At 70.0% G+C, this 19,065-nt stretch carries 18 protein-coding genes and 2 pseudogenes; 9 read left to right on the top strand and 11 right to left on the bottom strand.

All coding sequences use genetic code 11. The features are described 5' to 3' along the window. Positions 1–207 precede the first annotated feature (207 nt). Entirely contained in the window at positions 208–939 is a 732-nt protein-coding gene (locus tag ACFY2Z_RS07885) for a class I SAM-dependent methyltransferase (RefSeq protein ID WP_390743296.1), read from the top strand. Positions 940–978: 39 nt separating this feature from the next. Here the strand turns inward: ACFY2Z_RS07885 and ACFY2Z_RS07880 are convergent. The 3 genes and pseudogenes from ACFY2Z_RS07880 to ACFY2Z_RS07870 all read right to left on the bottom strand — a co-directional run bounded on the left by ACFY2Z_RS07880 (position 979) and on the right by ACFY2Z_RS07870 (position 2,864). Further along, a pseudogene (locus ACFY2Z_RS07880) lies at positions 979–1,546 on the bottom strand (hypothetical protein). 150 nt (positions 1,547–1,696) lie between these two features. Further along, positions 1,697–2,065, bottom strand: a complete 369-nt coding sequence (locus tag ACFY2Z_RS07875) for a VOC family protein (protein ID WP_390743295.1) — start codon at positions 2,063–2,065, stop codon at positions 1,697–1,699. 157 nt (positions 2,066–2,222) lie between these two features. Continuing rightward, complete coding sequence (locus ACFY2Z_RS07870; protein WP_390743294.1) at positions 2,223–2,864, bottom strand: class I SAM-dependent DNA methyltransferase; 642 nt, start codon at positions 2,862–2,864, stop codon at positions 2,223–2,225. A gap of 218 nt (positions 2,865–3,082) precedes the next feature. Here ACFY2Z_RS07870 and ACFY2Z_RS07865 point away from each other — a divergent pair, with 218 nt between their 5' ends. From ACFY2Z_RS07865 to ACFY2Z_RS07855, 3 genes are all read left to right on the top strand, one after another. Further along, on the top strand, positions 3,083–3,580 hold the full coding sequence (locus ACFY2Z_RS07865) for a MarR family winged helix-turn-helix transcriptional regulator (protein ID WP_390743293.1): 498 nt from the start codon (positions 3,083–3,085) through the stop codon (positions 3,578–3,580). A gap of 151 nt (positions 3,581–3,731) precedes the next feature. Next, positions 3,732–4,529, top strand: coding sequence for an SDR family NAD(P)-dependent oxidoreductase (locus ACFY2Z_RS07860; RefSeq protein WP_390743292.1), 798 nt, complete (start codon positions 3,732–3,734; stop codon positions 4,527–4,529). 91 nt (positions 4,530–4,620) lie between these two features. Next, positions 4,621–5,688 (top strand): MBL fold metallo-hydrolase, encoded by a 1,068-nt coding sequence (locus tag ACFY2Z_RS07855; protein ID WP_390743291.1) that lies wholly within the window; start codon positions 4,621–4,623, stop codon positions 5,686–5,688. 123 nt (positions 5,689–5,811) lie between these two features. Here the strand turns inward: ACFY2Z_RS07855 and ACFY2Z_RS07850 are convergent, their stop codons facing one another. From ACFY2Z_RS07850 to ACFY2Z_RS07840, 3 genes are all read right to left on the bottom strand, one after another. Then, positions 5,812–6,768 carry an SDR family NAD(P)-dependent oxidoreductase gene (locus ACFY2Z_RS07850; RefSeq protein WP_390743290.1) on the bottom strand — a complete coding sequence of 319 codons (957 nt, stop codon included), beginning with the start codon at positions 6,766–6,768 and terminating at the stop codon, positions 5,812–5,814. A gap of 136 nt (positions 6,769–6,904) precedes the next feature. Next, positions 6,905–7,792, bottom strand: a complete 888-nt coding sequence (locus tag ACFY2Z_RS07845; protein ID WP_390743289.1) for an MBL fold metallo-hydrolase — start codon at positions 7,790–7,792, stop codon at positions 6,905–6,907. Positions 7,793–7,883: 91 nt separating this feature from the next. Continuing rightward, complete coding sequence (locus ACFY2Z_RS07840) at positions 7,884–8,867, bottom strand: aldo/keto reductase (protein ID WP_390743288.1); 984 nt, start codon at positions 8,865–8,867, stop codon at positions 7,884–7,886. A gap of 101 nt (positions 8,868–8,968) precedes the next feature. Here ACFY2Z_RS07840 and ACFY2Z_RS07835 point away from each other — a divergent pair, with 101 nt between their 5' ends. Continuing rightward, positions 8,969–9,556, top strand: coding sequence for a TetR family transcriptional regulator (locus ACFY2Z_RS07835; RefSeq protein ID WP_390743287.1), 588 nt, complete (start codon positions 8,969–8,971; stop codon positions 9,554–9,556). A 335-nt stretch (positions 9,557–9,891) separates the two neighbouring features. Here the strand turns inward: ACFY2Z_RS07835 and ACFY2Z_RS07830 are convergent, their stop codons facing one another. Beyond that, positions 9,892–10,389, bottom strand: a complete 498-nt coding sequence (locus ACFY2Z_RS07830) for a MarR family winged helix-turn-helix transcriptional regulator (protein ID WP_390743286.1) — start codon at positions 10,387–10,389, stop codon at positions 9,892–9,894. A 119-nt stretch (positions 10,390–10,508) separates the two neighbouring features. On the opposite strand from ACFY2Z_RS07830, the gene ACFY2Z_RS07825 reads away from it, so the two are divergent. Then, positions 10,509–11,276 carry a pirin family protein gene (locus ACFY2Z_RS07825; RefSeq protein WP_390743285.1) on the top strand — a complete coding sequence of 256 codons (768 nt, stop codon included), beginning with the start codon at positions 10,509–10,511 and terminating at the stop codon, positions 11,274–11,276. Between the two features lie 34 nt (positions 11,277–11,310). On the opposite strand, the gene mdlC is transcribed toward ACFY2Z_RS07825, so the two are convergent. Both mdlC and ACFY2Z_RS07815 read right to left on the bottom strand, forming a co-directional pair. Further along, positions 11,311–12,921: a benzoylformate decarboxylase gene (gene mdlC, locus ACFY2Z_RS07820; RefSeq protein WP_390743284.1), complete on the bottom strand. Its 1,611-nt coding sequence runs from the start codon at positions 12,919–12,921 to the stop codon at positions 11,311–11,313. A 32-nt stretch (positions 12,922–12,953) separates the two neighbouring features. Then, positions 12,954–14,114 (bottom strand): alpha-hydroxy-acid oxidizing protein, encoded by a 1,161-nt coding sequence (locus ACFY2Z_RS07815; RefSeq protein ID WP_390743527.1) that lies wholly within the window; start codon positions 14,112–14,114, stop codon positions 12,954–12,956. A 108-nt stretch (positions 14,115–14,222) separates the two neighbouring features. On the opposite strand from ACFY2Z_RS07815, the gene ACFY2Z_RS07810 reads away from it, so the two are divergent. Beyond that, positions 14,223–15,260 carry an Lrp/AsnC family transcriptional regulator gene (locus tag ACFY2Z_RS07810; RefSeq protein WP_390743283.1) on the top strand — a complete coding sequence of 346 codons (1,038 nt, stop codon included), beginning with the start codon at positions 14,223–14,225 and terminating at the stop codon, positions 15,258–15,260. Positions 15,261–15,385: 125 nt separating this feature from the next. On the opposite strand, the pseudogene ACFY2Z_RS07805 reads toward ACFY2Z_RS07810, so the two are convergent. Then, positions 15,386–15,499 (bottom strand): annotated as a pseudogene (locus ACFY2Z_RS07805) (hypothetical protein); the annotation flags it as partial. 184 nt (positions 15,500–15,683) lie between these two features. Further along, on the bottom strand, positions 15,684–16,604 hold the full coding sequence (locus ACFY2Z_RS07800; RefSeq protein WP_390743282.1) for a LysR family transcriptional regulator: 921 nt from the start codon (positions 16,602–16,604) through the stop codon (positions 15,684–15,686). A 232-nt stretch (positions 16,605–16,836) separates the two neighbouring features. On the opposite strand from ACFY2Z_RS07800, the gene ACFY2Z_RS07795 reads away from it, so the two are divergent. Beyond that, positions 16,837–17,736, top strand: coding sequence for an SDR family oxidoreductase (locus ACFY2Z_RS07795; RefSeq protein ID WP_390743281.1), 900 nt, complete (start codon positions 16,837–16,839; stop codon positions 17,734–17,736). 232 nt (positions 17,737–17,968) lie between these two features. Then, on the top strand, positions 17,969–18,952 hold the full coding sequence (locus tag ACFY2Z_RS07790) for a DUF6891 domain-containing protein (RefSeq protein WP_390743280.1): 984 nt from the start codon (positions 17,969–17,971) through the stop codon (positions 18,950–18,952). The last annotated feature ends 113 nt before the right edge of the window (positions 18,953–19,065 follow it).

The raw sequence follows: 19,065 nt of genomic DNA, 5'->3' as shown, positions 1-19,065 counted from the left end.
AAGAAAGTCCCCTCGGCCACGCGGAGACTGGCCCTCTGACGGCTTTCCGCGGGGTCTGTGCGCGCCCGCCCCCGGTCCCCCCAAAGGAGTGTCGCCCTCCCATTCCGGAGCTCGTTGTACAGCCACCACGCGCCCTGCCCTCATGCCGTCTGATCTGGTCTTTCGCGTCGCGCCTGCCTAAGCTTCCGTCTCTGGAAAGGGGGCGGAATGCACCGCGACATTCGCACCGTGGACGACGTCTTGAGGCTCCTGGACGGCCTGTTCGCACCGGAGGCCGACCGCTGGACGACGGACGCGGCCTCCTGGTGGGACGACTTCTACAACGACCGCTCGAAGTCTGTGCCGTTCTTCGTGGCGAAGCCGGACGAGAACCTGGTGTCGTACCTCCACCGTGGCCTGATCACTCCGGGCCGTGCCCTCGACCTGGGCTGCGGTCCGGGCCGCAACGCCCTCCGTCTCGCTTCCCTGGGCTTCGAGGTGGACGCCGTCGACCTCTCTCCGACGGCCATCGCCTGGGCCGAGGAACGCGCCCGCGAGGTGGGGGCCGACGTCCGCTTCCGCTGCGGCGACGCCTTCGACCTCACGGCGGACGGTCTTGGCGGCCCCTACGACCTGATCTACGACTCCGGCTGCTTCCACCACCTGCCGCCGCACCGCCGCGTCAGCTATCTCGCCCTCCTCGATCGCACGCTGGCCCCCGGCGGCCATTTCGTGCTCACCTGCTTCGCCTCCGGAGAGATGGGCTCCGAACTCCCCGACGCGGCCTTCTATCGCGAGTCCCGCCTCCACGGCGGCCTCGCCTACACGCCGGAGTCCCTGCGCTGGATCTTCTCCGATCTGACCGAGCTCGAGCTGCGCCGCATGCACGACGAACCACCCGAGTCCCCGTGCTTCGGAGAACCCTTCCTCTGGACGGCCCTGTTCCGCCGCCCCGCCTGAAGGCTGTCCCTACGCCGAGCCATGCGGGCAGGCCTGGGCTCACGAGGTAGCGGCGGGATCGCTGAGGGCGGCGGCGACGTCGGCCAGGGCGGTGAAGTCTCCTGCCGTAGGCCCGTGCGTGGGTGGACGTGGTGGAGTACGGCCCGGGCGCGATGAGTGGCGGTGATCTGGTCCGCATCGGTCTGCTCGTCGTCCACCCAGGCGAAGGGCCGACCGTCGGCGTAGGCGACAAGCGGTGCGGACTTCCCATGAACTCCGTCTGGGCGCTCTCGCATCAGGGCGTCGCCGAAGCCGACGAAACGGCAAGGGCGGAAGGCCGAGGACCGGGCCGATCCACCGGCGGGCCGATCCACCGGTTCGCGTCGCTCATCCAGGCGCCGGCCCAGCACGGCTCGAACCCGAGGGCCGGCAGAGCCCGGCCGTGGGCGGGATTGAGCCACACCACCTCCGGGCGCACGGAGAACCGCGGGACTCCGACCGCGCCGGAGGGGCGTGCCTCGGTCGGGACGTGGACGATGACGTAGTCCTCGGGACACCTACCGGGCGGCGTCGCGTTCGGGTTGCGCGGCCCGTCGACGTCCAGGAACAGCAATGGTCGTCGGCTCACGAAGTCCCCTGCGCAGATGGCCGCCTCATCGCAGCCCAACCCCACCGGCCGGAGTGGCCTCGGCTGTGATGATCTTCGCTTGGGCAACGCGATCACTTGACGAGGGCCCACCAGCAGCCGCATGCAGGGGCGTACGGAGTCGGTGTCGCGTCATTCTCTGACGAGGCAGAAGGGATGTCCGGCCGGATCCGTGAGGACCCGCCATCTGGCCTCGTTCGGCTGGTGCTCCGGTTTGCCCGCGCCCAGTTCCAGCAGCCGGGCCTCCGCCTCGTCCAGGTCGTCGACCGCGAAGTCGAGATGGATCTGCTGGGGCACGGTCTGATCCGGCCAGCGGGGAGCGCGGTAGTCGTCGACTCGCTGGAATCCGATGAAGAACCCGTCCCCACGGTCGAGCCAGGCGAAGTCGTCGCCTGATTTCGGGTGCGGTTCAAGGCCGGTGGCCTGCTGGTAGAACGCCGCCAGAGCCGACGGATCGGCGCAGTCGAGCGTGATCGTGCACAACCTCATCCGCAGGGTCATGGCACCTCCGGGCCGATCAGTGGACCTTCGCGATGCACACCTTAGAGAGCTCCGCCCGCTCACCGCACCACCATTCACGGCTCAGGAGTCGCCGCTCCCACGGTGCGGAGTCCGCCGCACTCCTGGCCATCGATGGCGGCATCCGAGATCACCTGAGTTACTTCTCCAGGCGCATCAGCAGATGACCACGGCGGAACCGTTCCCCCTCACCTGGTTCACGCAGCATCCGGCCGACCTCGATGAAGCCGGCTTCGCCGGCCAGCCCCGCGAGGTTGTCGATCGGCCACCGGTAGGCCGTCGTCACCTTGTGGTCGAACGCCGTGGCCGGCTCACCTTCCGACTCGAAGAAAGCGAGCAGGAGCCGACCATCGGGCGCGAGCACCCGCCTGAACTCGGCGAAGTACGGGGGCAGGCTCTGCGGTGGGGTGTGAATGACCGAATACCAGGACACAATTCCTTGCAGCCGGTCATCAGCCAACTCCAGAGCGTCCATGGAACCGACCTCGAACCGCAGGTCCGGGTACCTCTCGCGGGCAAGATCAATCATCACGGGCGACAGGTCGACACCGAAGACGTCCAGCCCCAGATCCCGCAGGTGTGCAGTCGTACTTCCAGGGCCGCAGCCCAGTTCGGCGACCGGCCCGGGGCCGGCTGCGCGCACGGTTTCGGCGAACGCGGCGAGCACCGCGCGATCCAACGGAAGATCGTCGAGCGCATTGCGGAACAATTCCGCGTAGCGCACGGCGACGGCATCGTAGGCATCAGCTGTCGCACGATGATGCGATGAAAGCTCAGTCACAAGCGAGGACACTAGAGCGTTCCCCGCGCCGACGACTGACTATCGGACAGACCCTGGTGGGGCACACTCCAGCAGACGCTCAGCGGCGGTACGCTCCGTCGACGGGGCGATGCGCCGGGGCGCCCCGTTCACCTGTCCGAATGTACGTCCCTTCACGGCGGTCGGCAGCGGCGAGTGCTGCCCGCCCGCCGGGTGTGCGGCACTGATACGCTCGCGAAATGAGCTCCTCGGACACGTCACCGCCCGCTGGCGAACACGCCGACCCGTGGTTGGCCCCCGCGGAGTTGTCGTCGTGGATGTCCCTGGTCCGGCTGATCACGCGCCTCCCTTGGGCGATCGACGCCCAGCTGCAACGGGAGGCGGAGCTGAGCATGGTCGAGTACATGACGCTCGCCATGCTCGCCGACGCACCCGAGTGGACCTTGCGGATGAGCACCCTCGCGGAGCACACCAGCACCTCCCTGTCCCGGCTGTCGCACCTGGTGAAGCGGCTCGAAGGCCGCGGGTACGTACGACGTGAGCCGGACCCTACGGACGGCCGCTTCACCAATGCGATCCTTCTGCCCGCCGGGATGAGCAAACTGGAGTCGGCCGCCCCGGGCCATGTGGCGTATGTGCGCCATCTGGTCGTCGACAACCTCTCCGGCGAACGGCTGCGCCGACTGGGGCAGGACGCCGAGCGCATCCTCGGACGTATCGACTCCCCCGCCCGCTGAACGGAGTGGCCGTAGCGGTCCGCATATCCGGCCATTGGCGAGTCAGCCCGGCCGATTGACTTGAATATTCAAGTCCATGCGGTCTAGGGTTCGACTTGAAGATTCAACTGGCTGGCATGCGCCGTCGCCTGCCGTCCCGAGGAGAACTCACATGTCAGAAGAATCAGTTGCGGCTGGGACCGCTCCGTGGGCCACCCATCTGGGACGTGTCGCGGTGGTCACCGGCGCGGCGCGCGGTCTGGGAGCGGCCATCGCCCGTGGGTTGGCACGCCGGGGCGCGACCGTCGTCGCGGTGGACCTGACCGCGGCCGAGCGGACAAGACAGGAGATCGAGGAGGCCGGCGGCAGCTGCGTGCCGTTGACCGCCGACGTCTCCGATCCGGCCGCGGTCCGCGCGCTGCACGAGGCGGTGCTGTCCGCCTGCGGGCCGACCGACATCCTGGTGAACAACGCCGGCATCGCCGGGATGGCGAAGCTGGAGGACGTCGACTTCGCCCGGTGGCGCCGCGTCCTGTCTACCAACCTCGACTCCCATTTCCTGATGTCCAGCGCGTTCGCGGCGGACATGCGCGAGCGCGAGTGGGGGCGGATCGTCAACATGAGTTCCTCGGCGATCTACACCAACACCCGGGACATGACCCCGTACCTCGCGAGCAAGGCGGGGATCCTCGGACTCACCAGCGGACTGGCCAACGACCTGGCCTCCTACGGCATCACGGTCAACGCCGTCTCGCCCGCGTTCACCCGCACTCCCCTGATCGACGAGACCGTCGCCGACGGCAGCATGCCGCCCGGCATCGACGCGCTGCTCGCAGACGAGCAGGCGATCAAACGCGTCGCCACGCCCGAGGACATCGTCGGGACGGTGCTGTTCCTCACCGGCGACGACTCCGCGTTCGTCACCGCGAAGTTCATCGCCGCCGACGGCGGCTACACCCGCATCTACTGATCCGGCCCGCCCGAAGGGTCCACGGCCCCCGGCTCATTGGAACCGCACGACCGACCGGCCCACCCACGCCGCACGAAAGGCAGTCACGACCATGTCCGTGCTCGACTCCTCCCCGAACCGCCGTTCGGTCCTGTCCCGCTCCGCGGCGGTCGCAGCCGTCCCGGCGCTCTCCGCCCTTGTGGGCGGCGCCTCGGCCGCACCGGCCTCCGCCGACTCACCCGACCTGCCGGACTACGCCCCGATCCCGCCCTCGGCCATCGGCCCCGCGGTCAACGCGCAGGGCTACCACGTCGGGCTGATCGAACGGAACCTCTACTGGATCACCGACGGCACCTATCAGGCCGCGTTTCTGAGCACCAGGGACGGTGTCGTGCTCTTCGACGCGCCACCGACCATCGGCGGCAATCTGCAGCGCGCCATCGACGAGGTCGCCGCCGCCAACGGCCTGCCCCGCAAGGTCACCCACATCGTGTACTCGCACCACCACGCCGACCACCTCGGCGCCTCGTCCCTCTTCGGCCGCGACGTGGAGCGGATCGGTCATGTCGAGACCCGTCGGCTGCTGCTGCGCGACAACGACCCCACGCGCCCGGCGCCGGACGTCGTCTTCAGGGACCGCAAGACCCTGCACATAGGCGGGGAGCGCATCGAACTCGCCTACCAGGGCACCAACCACACCCCGGACAACATCTACATCCACTTCCCGGACCACGACACGCTCATGCTCGTCGACATCAGCCTGCCCGGCTGGGTGCCGTTCAACAGCTTCAACCTCAACGAGGACGTCCCCGGCTCCATCGCCGCCCCGGCCAAGGCCCTGTCCTACCCGTGGCGCCACCACATCGCCGGGCACATGGGCAGACTCGGCTCCCGCCACGACATGGCCGTCCACCAGCAGTACGTCACCGACATCGTCGACAACGTCAAGGCCGCGATGAACACCGTCGACCCGACCCCGTACTTCACCAGGTACGGCAACAACACCTGGGCCGCCGTGAAGACCTACCAGGACGCGATCGTCGACTACGCCAGCGGCCCGGTCGTCAAGAAGTACACCGGCGTGCTGGCCGCCGCCGACGTCTACACGGCCAGCAACGCCTTTGTGATCCTCGAATCCGTCCGCCTCGACCTCGGCTACGGCTCCCAGGTCCACTCCTGACGGGGAGCCGGGGTGGGGCGTTCCACCGTACAGACACCCTCCCTGCGTGACTTGAAGGCTCAAGCACCATGGCCTCCCGCGCCGAGGTTCGAGCGGGAGGCCATGGCGTGGTGTCGTAGTACGTCAGCCGATGAGCTGCTCGGACAAGGACCACAGCCGGTCGGCGTTCTCACGGTCCAGGGCGTAGGGCGCGACGCCGGCGATGGCACCATCGCGTCCGGCGACCGGCTCGGCCTGCGCACAGTCCTCGTAATAGCGGCCGGTGACGCCCTCCACCGTCGGCGATGCGGCCAACAGCACCGAGGTCGCGGCGCCCTGCTCGACCGACTTCTGAGGCGGCAGTGCGAGTCCCGTCGTCTCGATGAAGTCGGCCAGCTGCTCCGGCCCCATGTACCGGGCGAGGGACGTGTCGCCGATGTTGCCCGGCATCAGCGCGTTGGCGGTGATGCCGTCGCCGGCCCATCGCTCGGCGGCACCGACGGCGAACAGGATGTTGGCGGTCTTCGACTGCCCGTAGGAGGTCCACGGGTCGTAGGGACGGAAGCGATAGTCCAGGTCGTCGAAGACTACCGGTGAGAAGAGGTGGCCGATCGAACTCACCGAGACGATCCGCGCGCCGTCCGCCGCCGCGAGGGCCGGGCGGAGGCCGACGGCGAGGGCGAAGTGACCCAGGTGGTTGACGGCGAACTGCGTCTCCCGGCCGTCAGGCGTGCGGGTGACTTCAGGCAGGGCCATCACTCCGGCGTTGCCGACCAGGATGTGCAACGGTCCGTGCCAGGCGGCCACGAACGCCGCGACCGTCGACCGGTCGGCCAGATCGAGCCGCCCCACGGTCAACTTGCCCGAGGTGGCCGGCAGTTCCGCCGCCAGGCGGGCCGCCACGCGGGCGCCCGCCTCGGTGTCGCGCACGGCCAGGGTGACGTCGGCGCCCGCCGCGGCGAGCGCCCGGGCCGTCTCCACGCCGATTCCGGAACTGGCTCCGGTCACCACGGCCCGGCGGCCGTGCAGGTCGACGCCGTCGATCACCTCGGCGGCGGTGGTGCTTGCCCCGAACGTGTGGGGCGTCTGAGGCACGGACATGAGGCTGTCTCCTGACTTGAGGACGCCGGGGCCTCAACGCGTGTGGCTCGCTTGCCGATTGCGTTCGGCGCCCCGGCGAGGGGGGTTGGTCGAAAGGGCGCGGTCGGACCGCGCCTGGGCCGGGTTGTCCGGTCGGTCACCGGGACGAGGGCGAGGCGTCGACGGGAGCCCACGCGTGCGTGTCGCCCACCGTCGTGACACGGCCGAACACGTCGTCCGTGAAGTGCCCGGCGGCGATCACGGTGTCCGGCCGCCGGAGCACGTGGTCGCGCACCGCTCGGGCCTGATCCGGAGCGACGTCGGAGGAGAACACCAGAGCGGGGTCACCGACCTGCGCCGGGGAGTGAAGGATGTCTCCCACGATGTAGACCGATCCGGCGCTGCCACCGGACGGATCCCGCACGATGATCGCCAGGTGTCCGGGGGTGTGCCCAGGTGTGGCCTCTACGGTCACGCCGGGTGCGATGGTCTCGCCGCTCCTGACGAACTCGACGACGCCGTCGAGCGGCTTGAGCACTGCCTCGGCGTCCGGCCCACCCATGGTCGCCGTCCGCGTCGACCAGTACCGCCACTCGTCCTCCGACATGAGATGGCGTGCCCGGGCGAAGGTGAGGCCGCTGGGAGCGTGCGCTGCGGGCGCGTTCGGGAGTGGTGCGACATCGCTGGTCCAGCCGACGTGGTCGAGGTGCAGATGGGTGTACACCACGGTGTCGATGTCGTCAGGAGTCAGGCCTTCCGCGGCGAGGTTCCGCAGCAGCGAACCGCCCTTGAGCCGGGCGACGCCCGGCACGTCCACGTCGATCTTCCCTACGGCCAGGTCCACCAGAATCCGCTGGTCCCCGGCGTGTACCAGGAAGGATCCGAACGAGAGGACGAGCTGCCCGTCCTCGAGGTGGCCGGGGCGGATCGTCCAGTCCACGCCGGGGAACAGGACGTCGGGATTGTGCGCGCCGAAACCGTCGGGCAGATAGGTGATGGTCGTTGCGCCGATGGTGACGCGGGATCGTACGGCCGGCTGAGGCATGGGGGGACCTTTCGGGGCGTGTGGACTCGGGGCCGTGTGTGTGGGGCCCCGCACGGGGATCTTTGGGATCTTCTGAGTCGCCGGCTGGGTCTCAGCCGTTGAGCGTCCCCATCAGTTCGGGTGCGTAGCGGTCGCCGGTGACCGCGCCGTGCGGGGCGACCGCCTCGATCGCGGCGATGTCCTCCGGGGCGAGGGTCACCTCGGTCGCGGCGACGTTCTCCTCCAGGTGGCGGCGGCGCTTGGTGCCGGGGATGGCGACGGCGCCCTGGTGCAGGACCCAGGCGAGCGCCAGCTGGGAGGGGGTGGTGTCCTTGCCGGACGCGATCCGGCGGACCTCGCGGACGACGTCCAGGTTGCGGTCGAAGTTCTCGCCCTGGAAGCGGGGGTCGGTCCGGCGCCAGTCGTCCTCGGCGAAGTCGTCGGGGCTGGTGATCGCGCCGGACAGGAAGCCGCGCCCCAGCGGGGAGTAGGCGACCAGGCCGATCCCCAGTTCCTCCAGCGTGTCGCGCACCCCGTCCTGTTCGATGCCGCGCTCGAAGAGCGAGTACTCGGTCTGGACCGCGGTGAGCGGGTGGACGGCGTGGGCGCGCCGGATGGTCCGCGCGGAGGCCTCGCACAGGCCGATGTGGCGGATCTTGCCCTTGGAGACCAGCTCGGACAGGGCGCCGACGGTCTCCTCGACGGGCACCTTGGGGTCGATGCGGTGCAGGTAGTACAGGTCGACGTGGTCGGTGCCCAGGTGCCGCAGCGAGCGTTCGAGGGCCCGGCGGACATACTCGGGCCGGCCGTTGAGGTCGAGCATCCGGCCGTCGTCGGTGATCTCGATGCCGGTCTTGGTGGCCAGCACGGCGCTCTCGCGGCGGCCTGCCAGCGCCTTGCCGAGGAGCTGCTCGTTGACGAAGGGGCCGTAGCTCTCGGCGGTGTCCAGCAGGGTGACCCCGAGCTCCAGCGCGCGGTCGATGGTGGCGAGCGACTCGGTCTCGTCGGTGGCGCCGTAGAACGCGCTCATACCCATGCAGCCCAGGCCCTGGTCGCTGACGGTCAGGCCCTGGCTGCCCAGTGCGCGGTGTTCCATAAGGGTTCCTCTGTCATGTAACTAACTGGATAGATACCTGACCGTAAGCCCGTGGGTCAGCGATGTCAATAACTAGATAGTTACTTGCTAGGGTGAGGGACATGTCACGGGACTCCAACGCCACCAAGACCCGGCTGCTCGACGCCGCCTTCACCGAGTTCGCCGCCTACGGCATCGCCGGTGCCCGCGTGGACCGGATCGCCGAGACGGCGGGAGTGAACAAACGGCTGATCTACGTCTACTTCGGCAACAAGGAGCAGCTGTTCGACGAGGTGCTGCAGCGTGCACTGACGGCGGGTGCCGAGTCGGTGCCGTTCGACGTCGACGACCTGCCCGGCTACGCCGGCGCGATCTTCGACCACCTGGTCGCCAGGCCGGATCTCATGCGCCTACGGCTGTGGAAGCTGCTGGAGCGCCCCTCCGCCACGGGCCTTGAGCCGGACGCCTTCCGGCTCAAGGCCTCCGAGGTGGCCGAGGCGCAGCAGCGTGGCGATGTCACCCGGGCAATGGAGTCAACCGATCTCCTGACCATGGTCCTCGCCGTGGCGCAGGCGTGGTTCTGGGCCGCTGAAGGTGCCGACGCGGCGGCGGCCGGCCAGTCCTGGTCGCCGGAGCGGCTGGCCCTGCACCGCTCGGCAGTCGTCGAGGCCGCGCGCCGGATCAGCGAGCCGGAGACCGCGGACGAATAGCGGTTCGGCGGACAGCAGACGCCGGGCCGTGCGGTGGCGGTGCGGCGAGGGGCCGTGACAGCCCGCGCCCTCCCCCGTGCCGACCGCACCGCACTCACCCGAACACGACCTCCGTCGGACGGGACACACACCGACCGTGAACCCGCTCAGGCCAGACCGAGCCACTTGGCGATGACGGAGCCCTCCGCATGGCAGTCGAAGCGCCTGATCTTGCCGTCGACCAGCTCGAACCCAGGCAGTAACTTTAACATTCAAGTTGCTGGAGGGCGCGAGACCGTCAGTGGAGATCAGTCGATCGGCTTGGGGCCCTTTACGAGGCGCGCACCCTGGCGCGCTCAGCGCACGGGCGAGTCGATGCGCTGCAGGATGCGCTCGGCGTCCTGGCCGAGTCGGCGCAGGCGCTCCCCGGACAGGTTGTCCACCATGAGGTGACGGACGTAGGCCACATGGCCGGGCGCGGCCGACTCAAGCTTCCTCATGCCCCCGGACAGGAGGATGGCGTTGGTGAAACGCCCGTCGCCCGGGTCCGGTTCGCGCCGGACGTAGCCACGGCTTTCCAGGCGTCTCACCAGGTGCGACAGCCGGGACAGTGACGAACTGGTGCGCTCGGCCAGCTCACTCATGCGCAAGGTCCACTCGGGGGCCTCGGCCAGCATGGCCATGGCCATGTACTCGATCATGCTCAGACCGGCGTCACGCTGGAGCTGGGCGTCGATGGCCCAGGGGAGCCGGGTGACGAGGCGGACCACCGACAGCCAGGACGCCTGTTCGGCCGGCGTGAGCCACAAGTCGGCATGCGTGTGCGCCTGCGGGGACTTGTCAGGGATGGCCATTTTGAGAGCGTATCAGCAGCGCCGTCACGGACGGAGATCGAGGATCGCCCCATGGCCCCGGGCTCGCCGGACCCTCTCCATCACTTGAACATTCATGTGACGCGGGCATAGTATGAACCATGAACACACTGCTGACACCCAAGATGGACGTGCGCCGGGCCGGCCGGCGGGCGACGAGCCGGCTGTCCTGGCTCTACTCCCGGCACTCGTTCTCCCTCGGCACCCACCGCCCGGATCCCGCCAACACGCACCACGGTCTGCTGCTGGTCAACAACGAGGACCTGGTGCAGCCGGGTACGGGGTTCGACACGCACCCGCACCAGGACATGGAGATCGTCACCTGGGTGCTTCAGGGCTCACTGGTACACCAGGACTCGACCGGCCACTCCGGGGTGATCCATCCCGGTCTGGCCCAGCGGATGAGCGCCGGCACCGGCATCCTGCACTCGGAGAAGAACGACTCCTACCGGTCGACCGACGAACCTCCCACCGACCCGGTGCACTTCGTCCAGATGTGGGTCCTGCCGGACGAGGCCGGCATCACGCCGGGATACGAACAGCTGGAGATCGACGGTGAGTTGCTCTCCGGAGGACTGGTCACGGTGGCGTCCGGCATGGACCGGCACAAAGACGCCACCGCCATCCGGATCCATAACCGGCATGCCGCGCTGTACGCGGCACGGCTGCGGCCCGGACAGCCTGTGGTCCTGCCCGAGGCCCCGTACCTGCATGTGTTCGTCGCTCGCGGCTCGGTGGACCTCGAGGACGCCGGGGAACTCGGCGAGGGCGACGCTGCGCGTTTCACCGCTACGGGCGGGCACCGGGTCAGCGCCACCGAGTCCGCCGAGATCCTCGTGTGGGAGATGCACGCCACCCTCGCCGTATAGCCGGTCACCGGGTTCCCTCGGTGGGCCGGACGGACTACAACATCGCCTTCTTGGGTTGCGTGGACACCACGATGACGGTGGCGGTGCCGACGGTCAGGGCCGCCGCGAACTCGCGCTCCAGGTCCTCGGTGGTCTCCACGTCGACCGCACGGCATCCGAAGCCGCGGGCCACGGAAGCGATGTCGATCCCCGGCAGGTCCAGTCCGGGAACGCCCGGTGTCTCCTCCAGTTCCGCGAAGGACTTGAGGATGGAGTACTCCCGGTTGCGCATGACCACGTAGACGATCGGAAGGCCGTGCTGGGCCGCCGTCCAGAGGGCCTGCACGGAGTACTGGAAGGAGCCGTCGCCGATCAGGCCGACCACCGGCCGTTCGACGCCCCTGTCCCGGTCGCCGAGCGCGACACCGACCGCGGCGGGGACACCCCAGCCGATTCCTCCGCTGGCCGTGGCGAAGAACGATCCGGTCCTGACCGTGGGAAGCCACTCGAACTGCTGGGCCATCGTGGAGGTCGACTCGTTGACGATGACCGCGTCCGGCGGCCGGACCCTGCTCAGAGAGGCATAGACCTCCGGTGGGGTGAGCGGACTGTTCGGCTGCAGCGGCAGCTCATGGGGGCGCGCCATCGGCTCCGGAGCGGTCCGCGTCGAACCCTCGTCGACCATGTCCACGAGCAGTTCGATCGCCGTCCTGGGATCACCCAGGAGGCTGTCGCCCACACGTGCCGCCGCGGCGACCTCCGGATCGCCGGTGATCTGGAGGAGGTCGGTGCCTTCGGGGAGGTAGTCCCCCGGCACGTAGGGGTAGTACCGGAACACCTCCGCACCGATCACGACCACCAGGTCGTGTCCGGCCAGCCGGTCGCTGACGGTCTTCACGGACATCCCGAGCGGGCCGCCGAACAGGGGGTGGTCCTCGGGGAAGGAGGCCCGGTCCAGCAGCGGGGCGCCGTAGACGGAGGCGCGCAGCCTCTCCGCCAGCGCGACGGCCGCGTCCCAGCCGCCGCCGCGGTCGACCTCCGGCCCGAACACCAGCGCGGGACGACGGCTCGCGGAGATGCGCTCGGCGAAACCGCGCAGCCGCTCCGTGTCAGGGGCGACGCGAACGCTCACCGTCCGCACCCGGGTGAAGCCGGACAGGGGCCGCTTCCAGTCGTCCATGGGAATCGACAGATAGACGGGGCCCGCCGGCGGCTGCAACGCCTCCGCGTAGGCCCGCATAAAGGCCTCGGGAACGTCCTCGGCGCGCGCCGGCTCGTAGGACCACTTCACCCACGGCTTCGGCAGGGTGGTGGCCTCACGGTTGCCGAGGTACGGCTCCCCGATCACCAGTTCCCGATGCTGCTGTCCGGAGGTGACGATCAGGGGCGTGTTTCCGTGGTAGGCCGCGACCAGGTTGCCCATGGCGTTGCCCATTCCGGCCGAGGAGTGCAGGTTGACCACCGCGGGACGGCCGGTCACCTGGGCAAAGGTGTCGGCCATCGCGATGACGGACGCCTCCTGCAGCGCCAGGACATAGGTGAAATCCTCGGGGAAGTCCTGCAGGAAGGGCTGTTCCGTGGAGCCGGGATTACCGAAGACCGTGGTGAGTCCCAGGCTCCGCAGCAGGTCGTAGGTCACGCTACGGACGGTGGATCGCTCGGTCATTGCTGCCCTCGATTCTTGTACTGGAGCCGGAGTCAGGCGACGCGCCGAAGGGTCTGAGGGGTGAGCTCGACGAGGGTGGGGTAGCCGTCGACCGCCATGATCAGGTCGGCTTCGGCGAGCAGGGCCCGCAGGACATGGACGATGCCGGCTTCACCGCCGTGGGCGAGACCGTAGGCGTAGGGGCGGCCGACACCGACGGCGGTGGCGCCCAGCGCGACGGCCTTGACGATGTCGGCTCCCGTGCGGACACCGGAGTCGAACAGGACGGGCAGACCGTCCGCCGCCTCGACCACGACGGGCAGCGCGTCGAGGGCGGGCAGGCCGCCGTTGGCCTGGCGTCCGCCGTGGTTGGAGCAGTAGAGGGCGTCCACTCCGGCGTCCTTGGCGCGGCGGACGTCGTCGGGATGGCAGATGCCCTTGACGATCAGCGGCAGATCGGTGATCGAGCGCAGCCAGGGCAGGTCGTCCCAGGTGAGCGGGTTGCCGAAGATCCGCGCCCACAGGGCGACCGCGGCCCGGGGGTCGTCCTCCGGGCTACGGTCGAGGCGGGAGCGGAAGACGGGATCGCTGGTGTAGTTGGCCAGGCAGTTCCCGCGAAGCTGGGGGAAGTTGCTGGTGCTCAGGTCGCGGGGGCGCCAGCCGGTGATCCAGGTGTCCAGGGTGACCACGATGCCCTTGAACCCGGCCTGCTCGGCACGGTGGACCAGGCTCTCGGCCAGCTCCCGGTCGGTAGGGGTGTAGAGCTGGAAGAAGCCCGGGGTGTCACCGAACTCCGCGGCGACCTGCTCCAGCGGATCGACGGTCAGCGTGGAGGCGATCATCGGAACCCCGGTGCGGGCGGCGGCGCGGGCGGTGGCGAGATCGCCGTGGCCGTCCTGCGCGCACAGCCCGATCACGCCGACCGGGGCCATGAACAGCGGCGAGGGCAGGCGCATCCCGAACAGGTCGACGGACAGGTCCCGGTCTGTGGCTCCCACGAACATGCGCGGGACGAGACCCCAGCGTTCGAACGCGGTGACGTTGGCCCGCTGGGTGTGCTCGTCGCCGGCGCCGCCCGCGACGTAGGAGCGGACCGAGGCGGGCATCGCCGCCTGAGCCAGCGGCTCCAGCTCGTCGTAGGTCATCGGGAAGCGCGGCACCACCCCGCGCAGCCCGTCAAGGTAGATCTCGTCCTGGTAGTCGCCGAATGCCATCAGCCGGTCCTCCTCCACACCCGCCGGGTACGGGCTCTTGAGATCCACCATGGGAGAATGGCGCGCGGAAACCGTGTAACGCAGGATTCTGTCTTGTGAGGACGGACCATGCAGGATGACGCACCCGGGCTGCTGAGAGAGGACGAGCTGGCTCTGATCAGTGCCCTGCAGCTACGGCCGCGGGCCTCCTGGACCGAGCTGGGGCGCGTCCTGGGCGTCGACCCGGTCACGGTCGCCCGCCGCTTCAGCCGGCTGTCCGACGAGGGTGCCGCCTGGGTGGAGTTCTCCCCCGGCCCCCGTCTGTTCGAGCGGATCTGTGTGGCCTTCGTCGTGATCAACTGTGCTCCGGGAGCCACCGCCCAGGTCGCCCGGACACTGAGTGCCCACCCCCACATGGTCACGATCGACCGCGCGGCCGCCAGCCACGACATCCTCGCCACCGTCGCCACCCGCGACCTGCCGGCCCTGTCCCGCTACACCCTCGACCTCCTCCCGCACCTGCCTGGCATCGCCACCGTGCAGGCCCGGATCGTCACCCACATGTTCACCGAGGGCGGCCGCTGGCGTATCGCCGCCCTGGCCCCCGACCAGCGCGCCCAGCTGACCGGCCGGCCCCCGGAGCGGCCCGCGGCCGTCGACGCCGGCGAGATGACTCCCTTCGACCGCGCTCTCGTCACCCGGCTCGCGCACGACGGCCGCGCCCCTTACCAGAAGCTGGCCGACGACCTCGGCGTCAGCCTCTCCACCGCCAAACGCCGCATCGAACAGCTCACCCGCCGCGGCCTCCTGCGGTTCCGCTGCGACTTCGCCCGCCCCCTCGGCGGCTGGCCCGTCGCCGTCACCCTCTGGGCCAAGGTCCCGCCCACCGACCTCCCCGCTATCGGCCACGCCCTCATCCGGCTGCCCGAAACCCGCAACTGCGCCGCCGTCAGCGGACCCCACAACCTGATTCTCCAGGCCAGCCTGCACTCCGTCAGCGACGTGCTGCGCCTGGAGACCCAGCTCGCCACCGCTCACCCGAGCCTCGACATCGTCGACCGCGTGATCACCCTGCGCCAGGACAAGCTGCTCGGGCGACTCCTGGACCCGCACGGCCGGTCCGTCGGCGTCATCCCGCCCGACCTCTGGGCGGAACCGGCGGTGTGACGCCCACGAGACCGACCACTGCGGAGGGGCGGGCGGATACGCGGTGCCCGGCGGCGTCGCCAGCTGCCGCGCACGTCCACCGCTTGGCCGCCGGCGCGTAAGTCGGGGGCGCGCTCGACGACGGTGACACGGAAGCCGTAGCGCTCCAGCCGATAGGCGAGAGCGCACCCGGCGATGCCCGCGCCGGAGATCAGGACCGAGGTGGTGCGCGAGTGGTGCGGTCGGATGGTGTCGGCCATGGTGGACCTCCGGGATCGGTGCCGTGCGGCCATCCTTGCCGGGGGCGCCGACGGGACACCGACACCACTCCTACAGGACGCCGACACCGCTCCTACAGGCCGAACCGATGGGCGCCACGTCGCTTGTGCGACACGGATTTTGACGAGTTGTCAGCAGCTGTCAGCACAGGAGCCGGACCCAGTCCTAGGCACTGTCCGGCGCGCCGGCCGGGAGCGGGCCGGTGAGCAGGGCCCGGGCGCAGGTGCTGAAGTCCGCCACCAGGCGGCTGCGCTCGTCCGCGCGGGTCGCCAGCACCACATGGCTCGGCTCGACGCCCTCCAGTGGGATCGCGAGAAGATCGGGGCGCAGGCGGTTGATGCCGCCGCCGGCCGAGATGGCCACGGCTTCCCCCGCCGCGACGACCTCGAACTTGTCCTCCATGGCCTCGATGAAGGGACCGCCGGGCGCCGGCCGGCCGTCCGGCCGGGGATCGATGCGCCAGTACGCGCTCCACGCCGGGTCGGAGCCCCGCACCTGCGGCAGGGGTTCGTCGGCGACGTCGTCCAGGGTCACCGACTCCTTGCCCGCCAGACGGTGGTCACGCGGCACCACGAGCACCCGGGGCTCGGAGTACAGGACCGTGATGTGCAGCCCCTCGGTCGGGAACGGCAGCCGGGCCACCACCGCGTCCACCCGGTGGTCGAGCAGTGCCGCGCGCGCGTCGTTCCACTCCAGGTGCACGGTCTGTACGTCGGCCTCCTGATGGCGGCGCCGCAGCTCGCGCACGGCCGGGGTGACGATCAGTTGCGTGAGGTAGCCGACGGTGATCCGGCTGGGCTCGGCGGCGGCCCGGGTGCGCGCCGCCGCCTGCGCGGCGGACCGCAGCAGCGACCTGGCGAGCGGCAGAAAGACCTCCCCCGCGCCGGTCAGCCGGGTGCCCTGCGGGGTACGGTCCAGCAGCTGCGCGCCCAGCTGCTGCTCCAGGCGCCGGATCTGACGGCTCAGTGACGGCTGGGTGATGTGCAGCGCCTGGGCGGCCCGGCCGAAGTGCCGGTGCTCCGCTACGGCCGCGAAGTACCGGACCAGCCGCAGGTCGAGGTCAGCTGCCGTGGTGGGTTCCGCCATGCCTGAAGCGTACCTCCGGCGGACTGGCAGTACCGCCGGAAAAGGCCTGCTCACCTGTGGTGATGCCTGGATCGCATCGCTCCATGTGAAACAGGCTTTGGACCTGCCCCGCCTTCCGCTCGGAGGATGGAAGCACCGGCCCGGGCCCCCGGCGCTGCTCCGCTTCGCGCGGCGTCGGCGCGGGCACCGGACCGTCCGTCTCCTCTCGGCTCTTCTCAACGCTGGAGTCACCATGCATGTCTTCGTCACCGGCGCCACCGGATTCATCGGCTCCGCCGTCGTCCGGGATCTCCTCGACGCCGGACACCAGGTCGTCGGGCTCGCCCGCTCGGACCAGGGCGCCACGGCCCTGACGGCAGCCGGGGCCGAGGTGCACCGCGGCGATCTCGACAACCCGGACAGCCTGCGCGGCCCCGCTGCCGCCTCGGACGGCGTCATCCACCTCGCGTATCGGCACGACCTTCTCCACAGCGGGGACCTCACCACCGCCGGCGCCGTCGACCTGCGCGCCATCGAGACCCTCGCCGCCGCTCTCGACGGCTCCGGCAAGCCCTTCGTCTACGCCTCCGGCACGGCGCTCGTCCAGCCCTCCGGCCGTCCTTCCACGGAGGAGGACACACCCGTCGAGGAGACTCACCGGAGCCCGGCGGAGAATGCGGTGGTCGCCCTGGCCGAGCGCGGAATCCGCGCCAGCGTCGTCCGTCTTCCCCCAACCGTGCACGGCCAGGGCGACCACGGCTTCGTCCCGGCCGTCATCGGCTTCGCCCGCACGCATGGCGTGTCGGCCTACGTCGGCGACGGCGCCCACCGCTGGCCCGCCGTGCACCGGTGGGACGCGGCCCCCTTGTTCCGGCTGGCTCTGGAGTCCGCGCCCGCCGGCACCCGTCTGCACGCCGTCGCAGACGAGGGCGTCCCCTTCCGTGACATCGCCGCCGTCATCGGCCGCCACCTCGGCCTCCCGGTCACCAGCCTCTCCGGCGACGAGGTCGCCGCCCACTTCGGCTGGCTCACCCCGTTCGCCGGTCTCGACGTCCCCGCGTCCAGCACCCTGACGCGGAAGCTGCTGGACTGGCACCCCAGCCACCCCGGTCTGCTTGCGGACCTCGACGAGGGCCACTACTTCACGGCCTGAGGTCGTGTCACTCCCAGTTCAGGGGGGTGAAAGTCCAGGCTGGCGCCGGGCGGTCGTCATACCGGCGCCGTAGGGCCCAGAGGCGCCGTCGCGACAGGTCCGGCGGCGCCTCGGTCGTCGCAGAGCGAACGGAGGGCGGTTCTCGGGCCGGCGACAGCGGCCGATGGGCATCGTCCGAGTGCGGCTTGGACCCCGTGGGAGGGCTGTCAGCGGGGGGTGTCAGGGTCTGGGCATGCTCGAGATCGTGGTGAAGACGGAGAACCGGCAGCGGCATGTACGGGTGTCCGCCGACGAACTGGCCGCGCTGGTGCGGCGCTTCGGCGATGAGAACGACCGGTTCATGGTCGTCCAGCGGGTCCCCGACCTGCCCGAGGTCTTCGCTCAGGTCTGGCACGAGGACGGCGGGGACTACACGCTGGAGCACCGCGCCGGTGCCGCCGACCGGCATTTCCGGACCATGGCCGACGCTCCCGAGGCGGTGATCGACGCGCTGACCGGCTGGGCACGTCAGGAGGACGGTTGGGACGCCGGTCATGCCTGGTCGCCGCTGGACATGGGCCCCACCCAGGAGGTGCCCCCGCTCGATCTGGACGAAGACGACCGCCGGGAATCGGAGCGGCGTCTTCGCGAGGTGCTGGTCGGTGGCTATGCCTCGCGGGACGAACTGGCCGAGCTCGCCGAGGAATACCTGGTCACCGCCGGCCGCCGGCCCGTCTCGCGCGAGCAGGCCTCGGCGCCGGCCGACCGGATGTGGCTGGAGCGCGTGGCGGAACAGGCGACATGGCAGGGCGAGACCGACCCCGAGCGGCTCACCCGCGCGTTCACCGCACTGCAAGGGGCCGGTATCACCGCCCGCGAGAACTTCACCTGTTGCCGCGCCTGCGGCCAGGCCTACATCGGCGGCGAAGGCGGTCCCGACGCCCGCGGCTTCGTCTACTTCCACTCCCAGTGCACCGACTCGGCCGCGTCCGGTCACGGACTGATGCTCCTCTACGGCGGCTTCGACGACTCACCCGAGACCACCAAGGCCGTCGGGCGCGAGATCGTGGCGGCCCTCCAATCGGTGGGCCTCGGCACCGAATGGGACCATGACCCCGGTCGGGCCATCACCGTGACGCCCCTCGACTGGCGCTGCCGTCTGGTCGGTCAGGAGCGCAATTCGTCCGGTGGCTGGTTCACGCGTCTGGAGCACTGTGTCGCCCCGGTGACCGACTGAGGAACTCACCCGGCGCTCAGTCCGAGTTGGGCGGATTTCACCAGCCACATTTCAGCCAACTCCCCCAACTCGTCGCGACCACAAAGGATCAAAAAACAAAGCAAAATTTCCCC

Origin of the sequence: Streptomyces sp. NPDC001222 (genome assembly GCF_042896945.1) — a bacterium.
GTDB lineage: Bacteria > Actinomycetota > Actinomycetes > Streptomycetales > Streptomycetaceae > Streptomyces > Streptomyces gibsoniae.
Note: the sequence above shows the minus strand (reverse complement) of the source record. Positions and strands in the feature narration are given on the sequence as shown.

What these genes read in the sequence shown, in the direction of transcription:
- ACFY2Z_RS07885 (WP_390743296.1), top strand. Translation starts at nt 208, where the DNA reads ATGCACCGCGACATTCGCACCGTGGACGACGTCTTGAGGCTCCTGGAC.
- ACFY2Z_RS07875 (WP_390743295.1), bottom strand. Translation starts at nt 2,065, where the DNA reads ATGACCCTGCGGATGAGGTTGTGCACGATCACGCTCGACTGCGCCGAT.
- ACFY2Z_RS07865 (WP_390743293.1), top strand. Translation starts at nt 3,083, where the DNA reads ATGAGCTCCTCGGACACGTCACCGCCCGCTGGCGAACACGCCGACCCG.
- ACFY2Z_RS07860 (WP_390743292.1), top strand. Translation starts at nt 3,732, where the DNA reads ATGTCAGAAGAATCAGTTGCGGCTGGGACCGCTCCGTGGGCCACCCAT.
- ACFY2Z_RS07855 (WP_390743291.1), top strand. Translation starts at nt 4,621, where the DNA reads ATGTCCGTGCTCGACTCCTCCCCGAACCGCCGTTCGGTCCTGTCCCGC.
- ACFY2Z_RS07850 (WP_390743290.1), bottom strand. Translation starts at nt 6,768, where the DNA reads ATGTCCGTGCCTCAGACGCCCCACACGTTCGGGGCAAGCACCACCGCC.
- ACFY2Z_RS07845 (WP_390743289.1), bottom strand. Translation starts at nt 7,792, where the DNA reads ATGCCTCAGCCGGCCGTACGATCCCGCGTCACCATCGGCGCAACGACC.
- ACFY2Z_RS07840 (WP_390743288.1), bottom strand. Translation starts at nt 8,867, where the DNA reads ATGGAACACCGCGCACTGGGCAGCCAGGGCCTGACCGTCAGCGACCAG.
- ACFY2Z_RS07835 (WP_390743287.1), top strand. Translation starts at nt 8,969, where the DNA reads ATGTCACGGGACTCCAACGCCACCAAGACCCGGCTGCTCGACGCCGCC.
- ACFY2Z_RS07830 (WP_390743286.1), bottom strand. Translation starts at nt 10,389, where the DNA reads ATGGCCATCCCTGACAAGTCCCCGCAGGCGCACACGCATGCCGACTTG.
- ACFY2Z_RS07825 (WP_390743285.1), top strand. Translation starts at nt 10,509, where the DNA reads ATGAACACACTGCTGACACCCAAGATGGACGTGCGCCGGGCCGGCCGG.
- mdlC (WP_390743284.1), bottom strand. Translation starts at nt 12,921, where the DNA reads ATGACCGAGCGATCCACCGTCCGTAGCGTGACCTACGACCTGCTGCGG.
- ACFY2Z_RS07815 (WP_390743527.1), bottom strand. Translation starts at nt 14,114, where the DNA reads ATGGCATTCGGCGACTACCAGGACGAGATCTACCTTGACGGGCTGCGC.
- ACFY2Z_RS07810 (WP_390743283.1), top strand. Translation starts at nt 14,223, where the DNA reads ATGCAGGATGACGCACCCGGGCTGCTGAGAGAGGACGAGCTGGCTCTG.
- ACFY2Z_RS07800 (WP_390743282.1), bottom strand. Translation starts at nt 16,604, where the DNA reads ATGGCGGAACCCACCACGGCAGCTGACCTCGACCTGCGGCTGGTCCGG.
- ACFY2Z_RS07795 (WP_390743281.1), top strand. Translation starts at nt 16,837, where the DNA reads ATGCATGTCTTCGTCACCGGCGCCACCGGATTCATCGGCTCCGCCGTC.
- ACFY2Z_RS07790 (WP_390743280.1), top strand. Translation starts at nt 17,969, where the DNA reads ATGCTCGAGATCGTGGTGAAGACGGAGAACCGGCAGCGGCATGTACGG.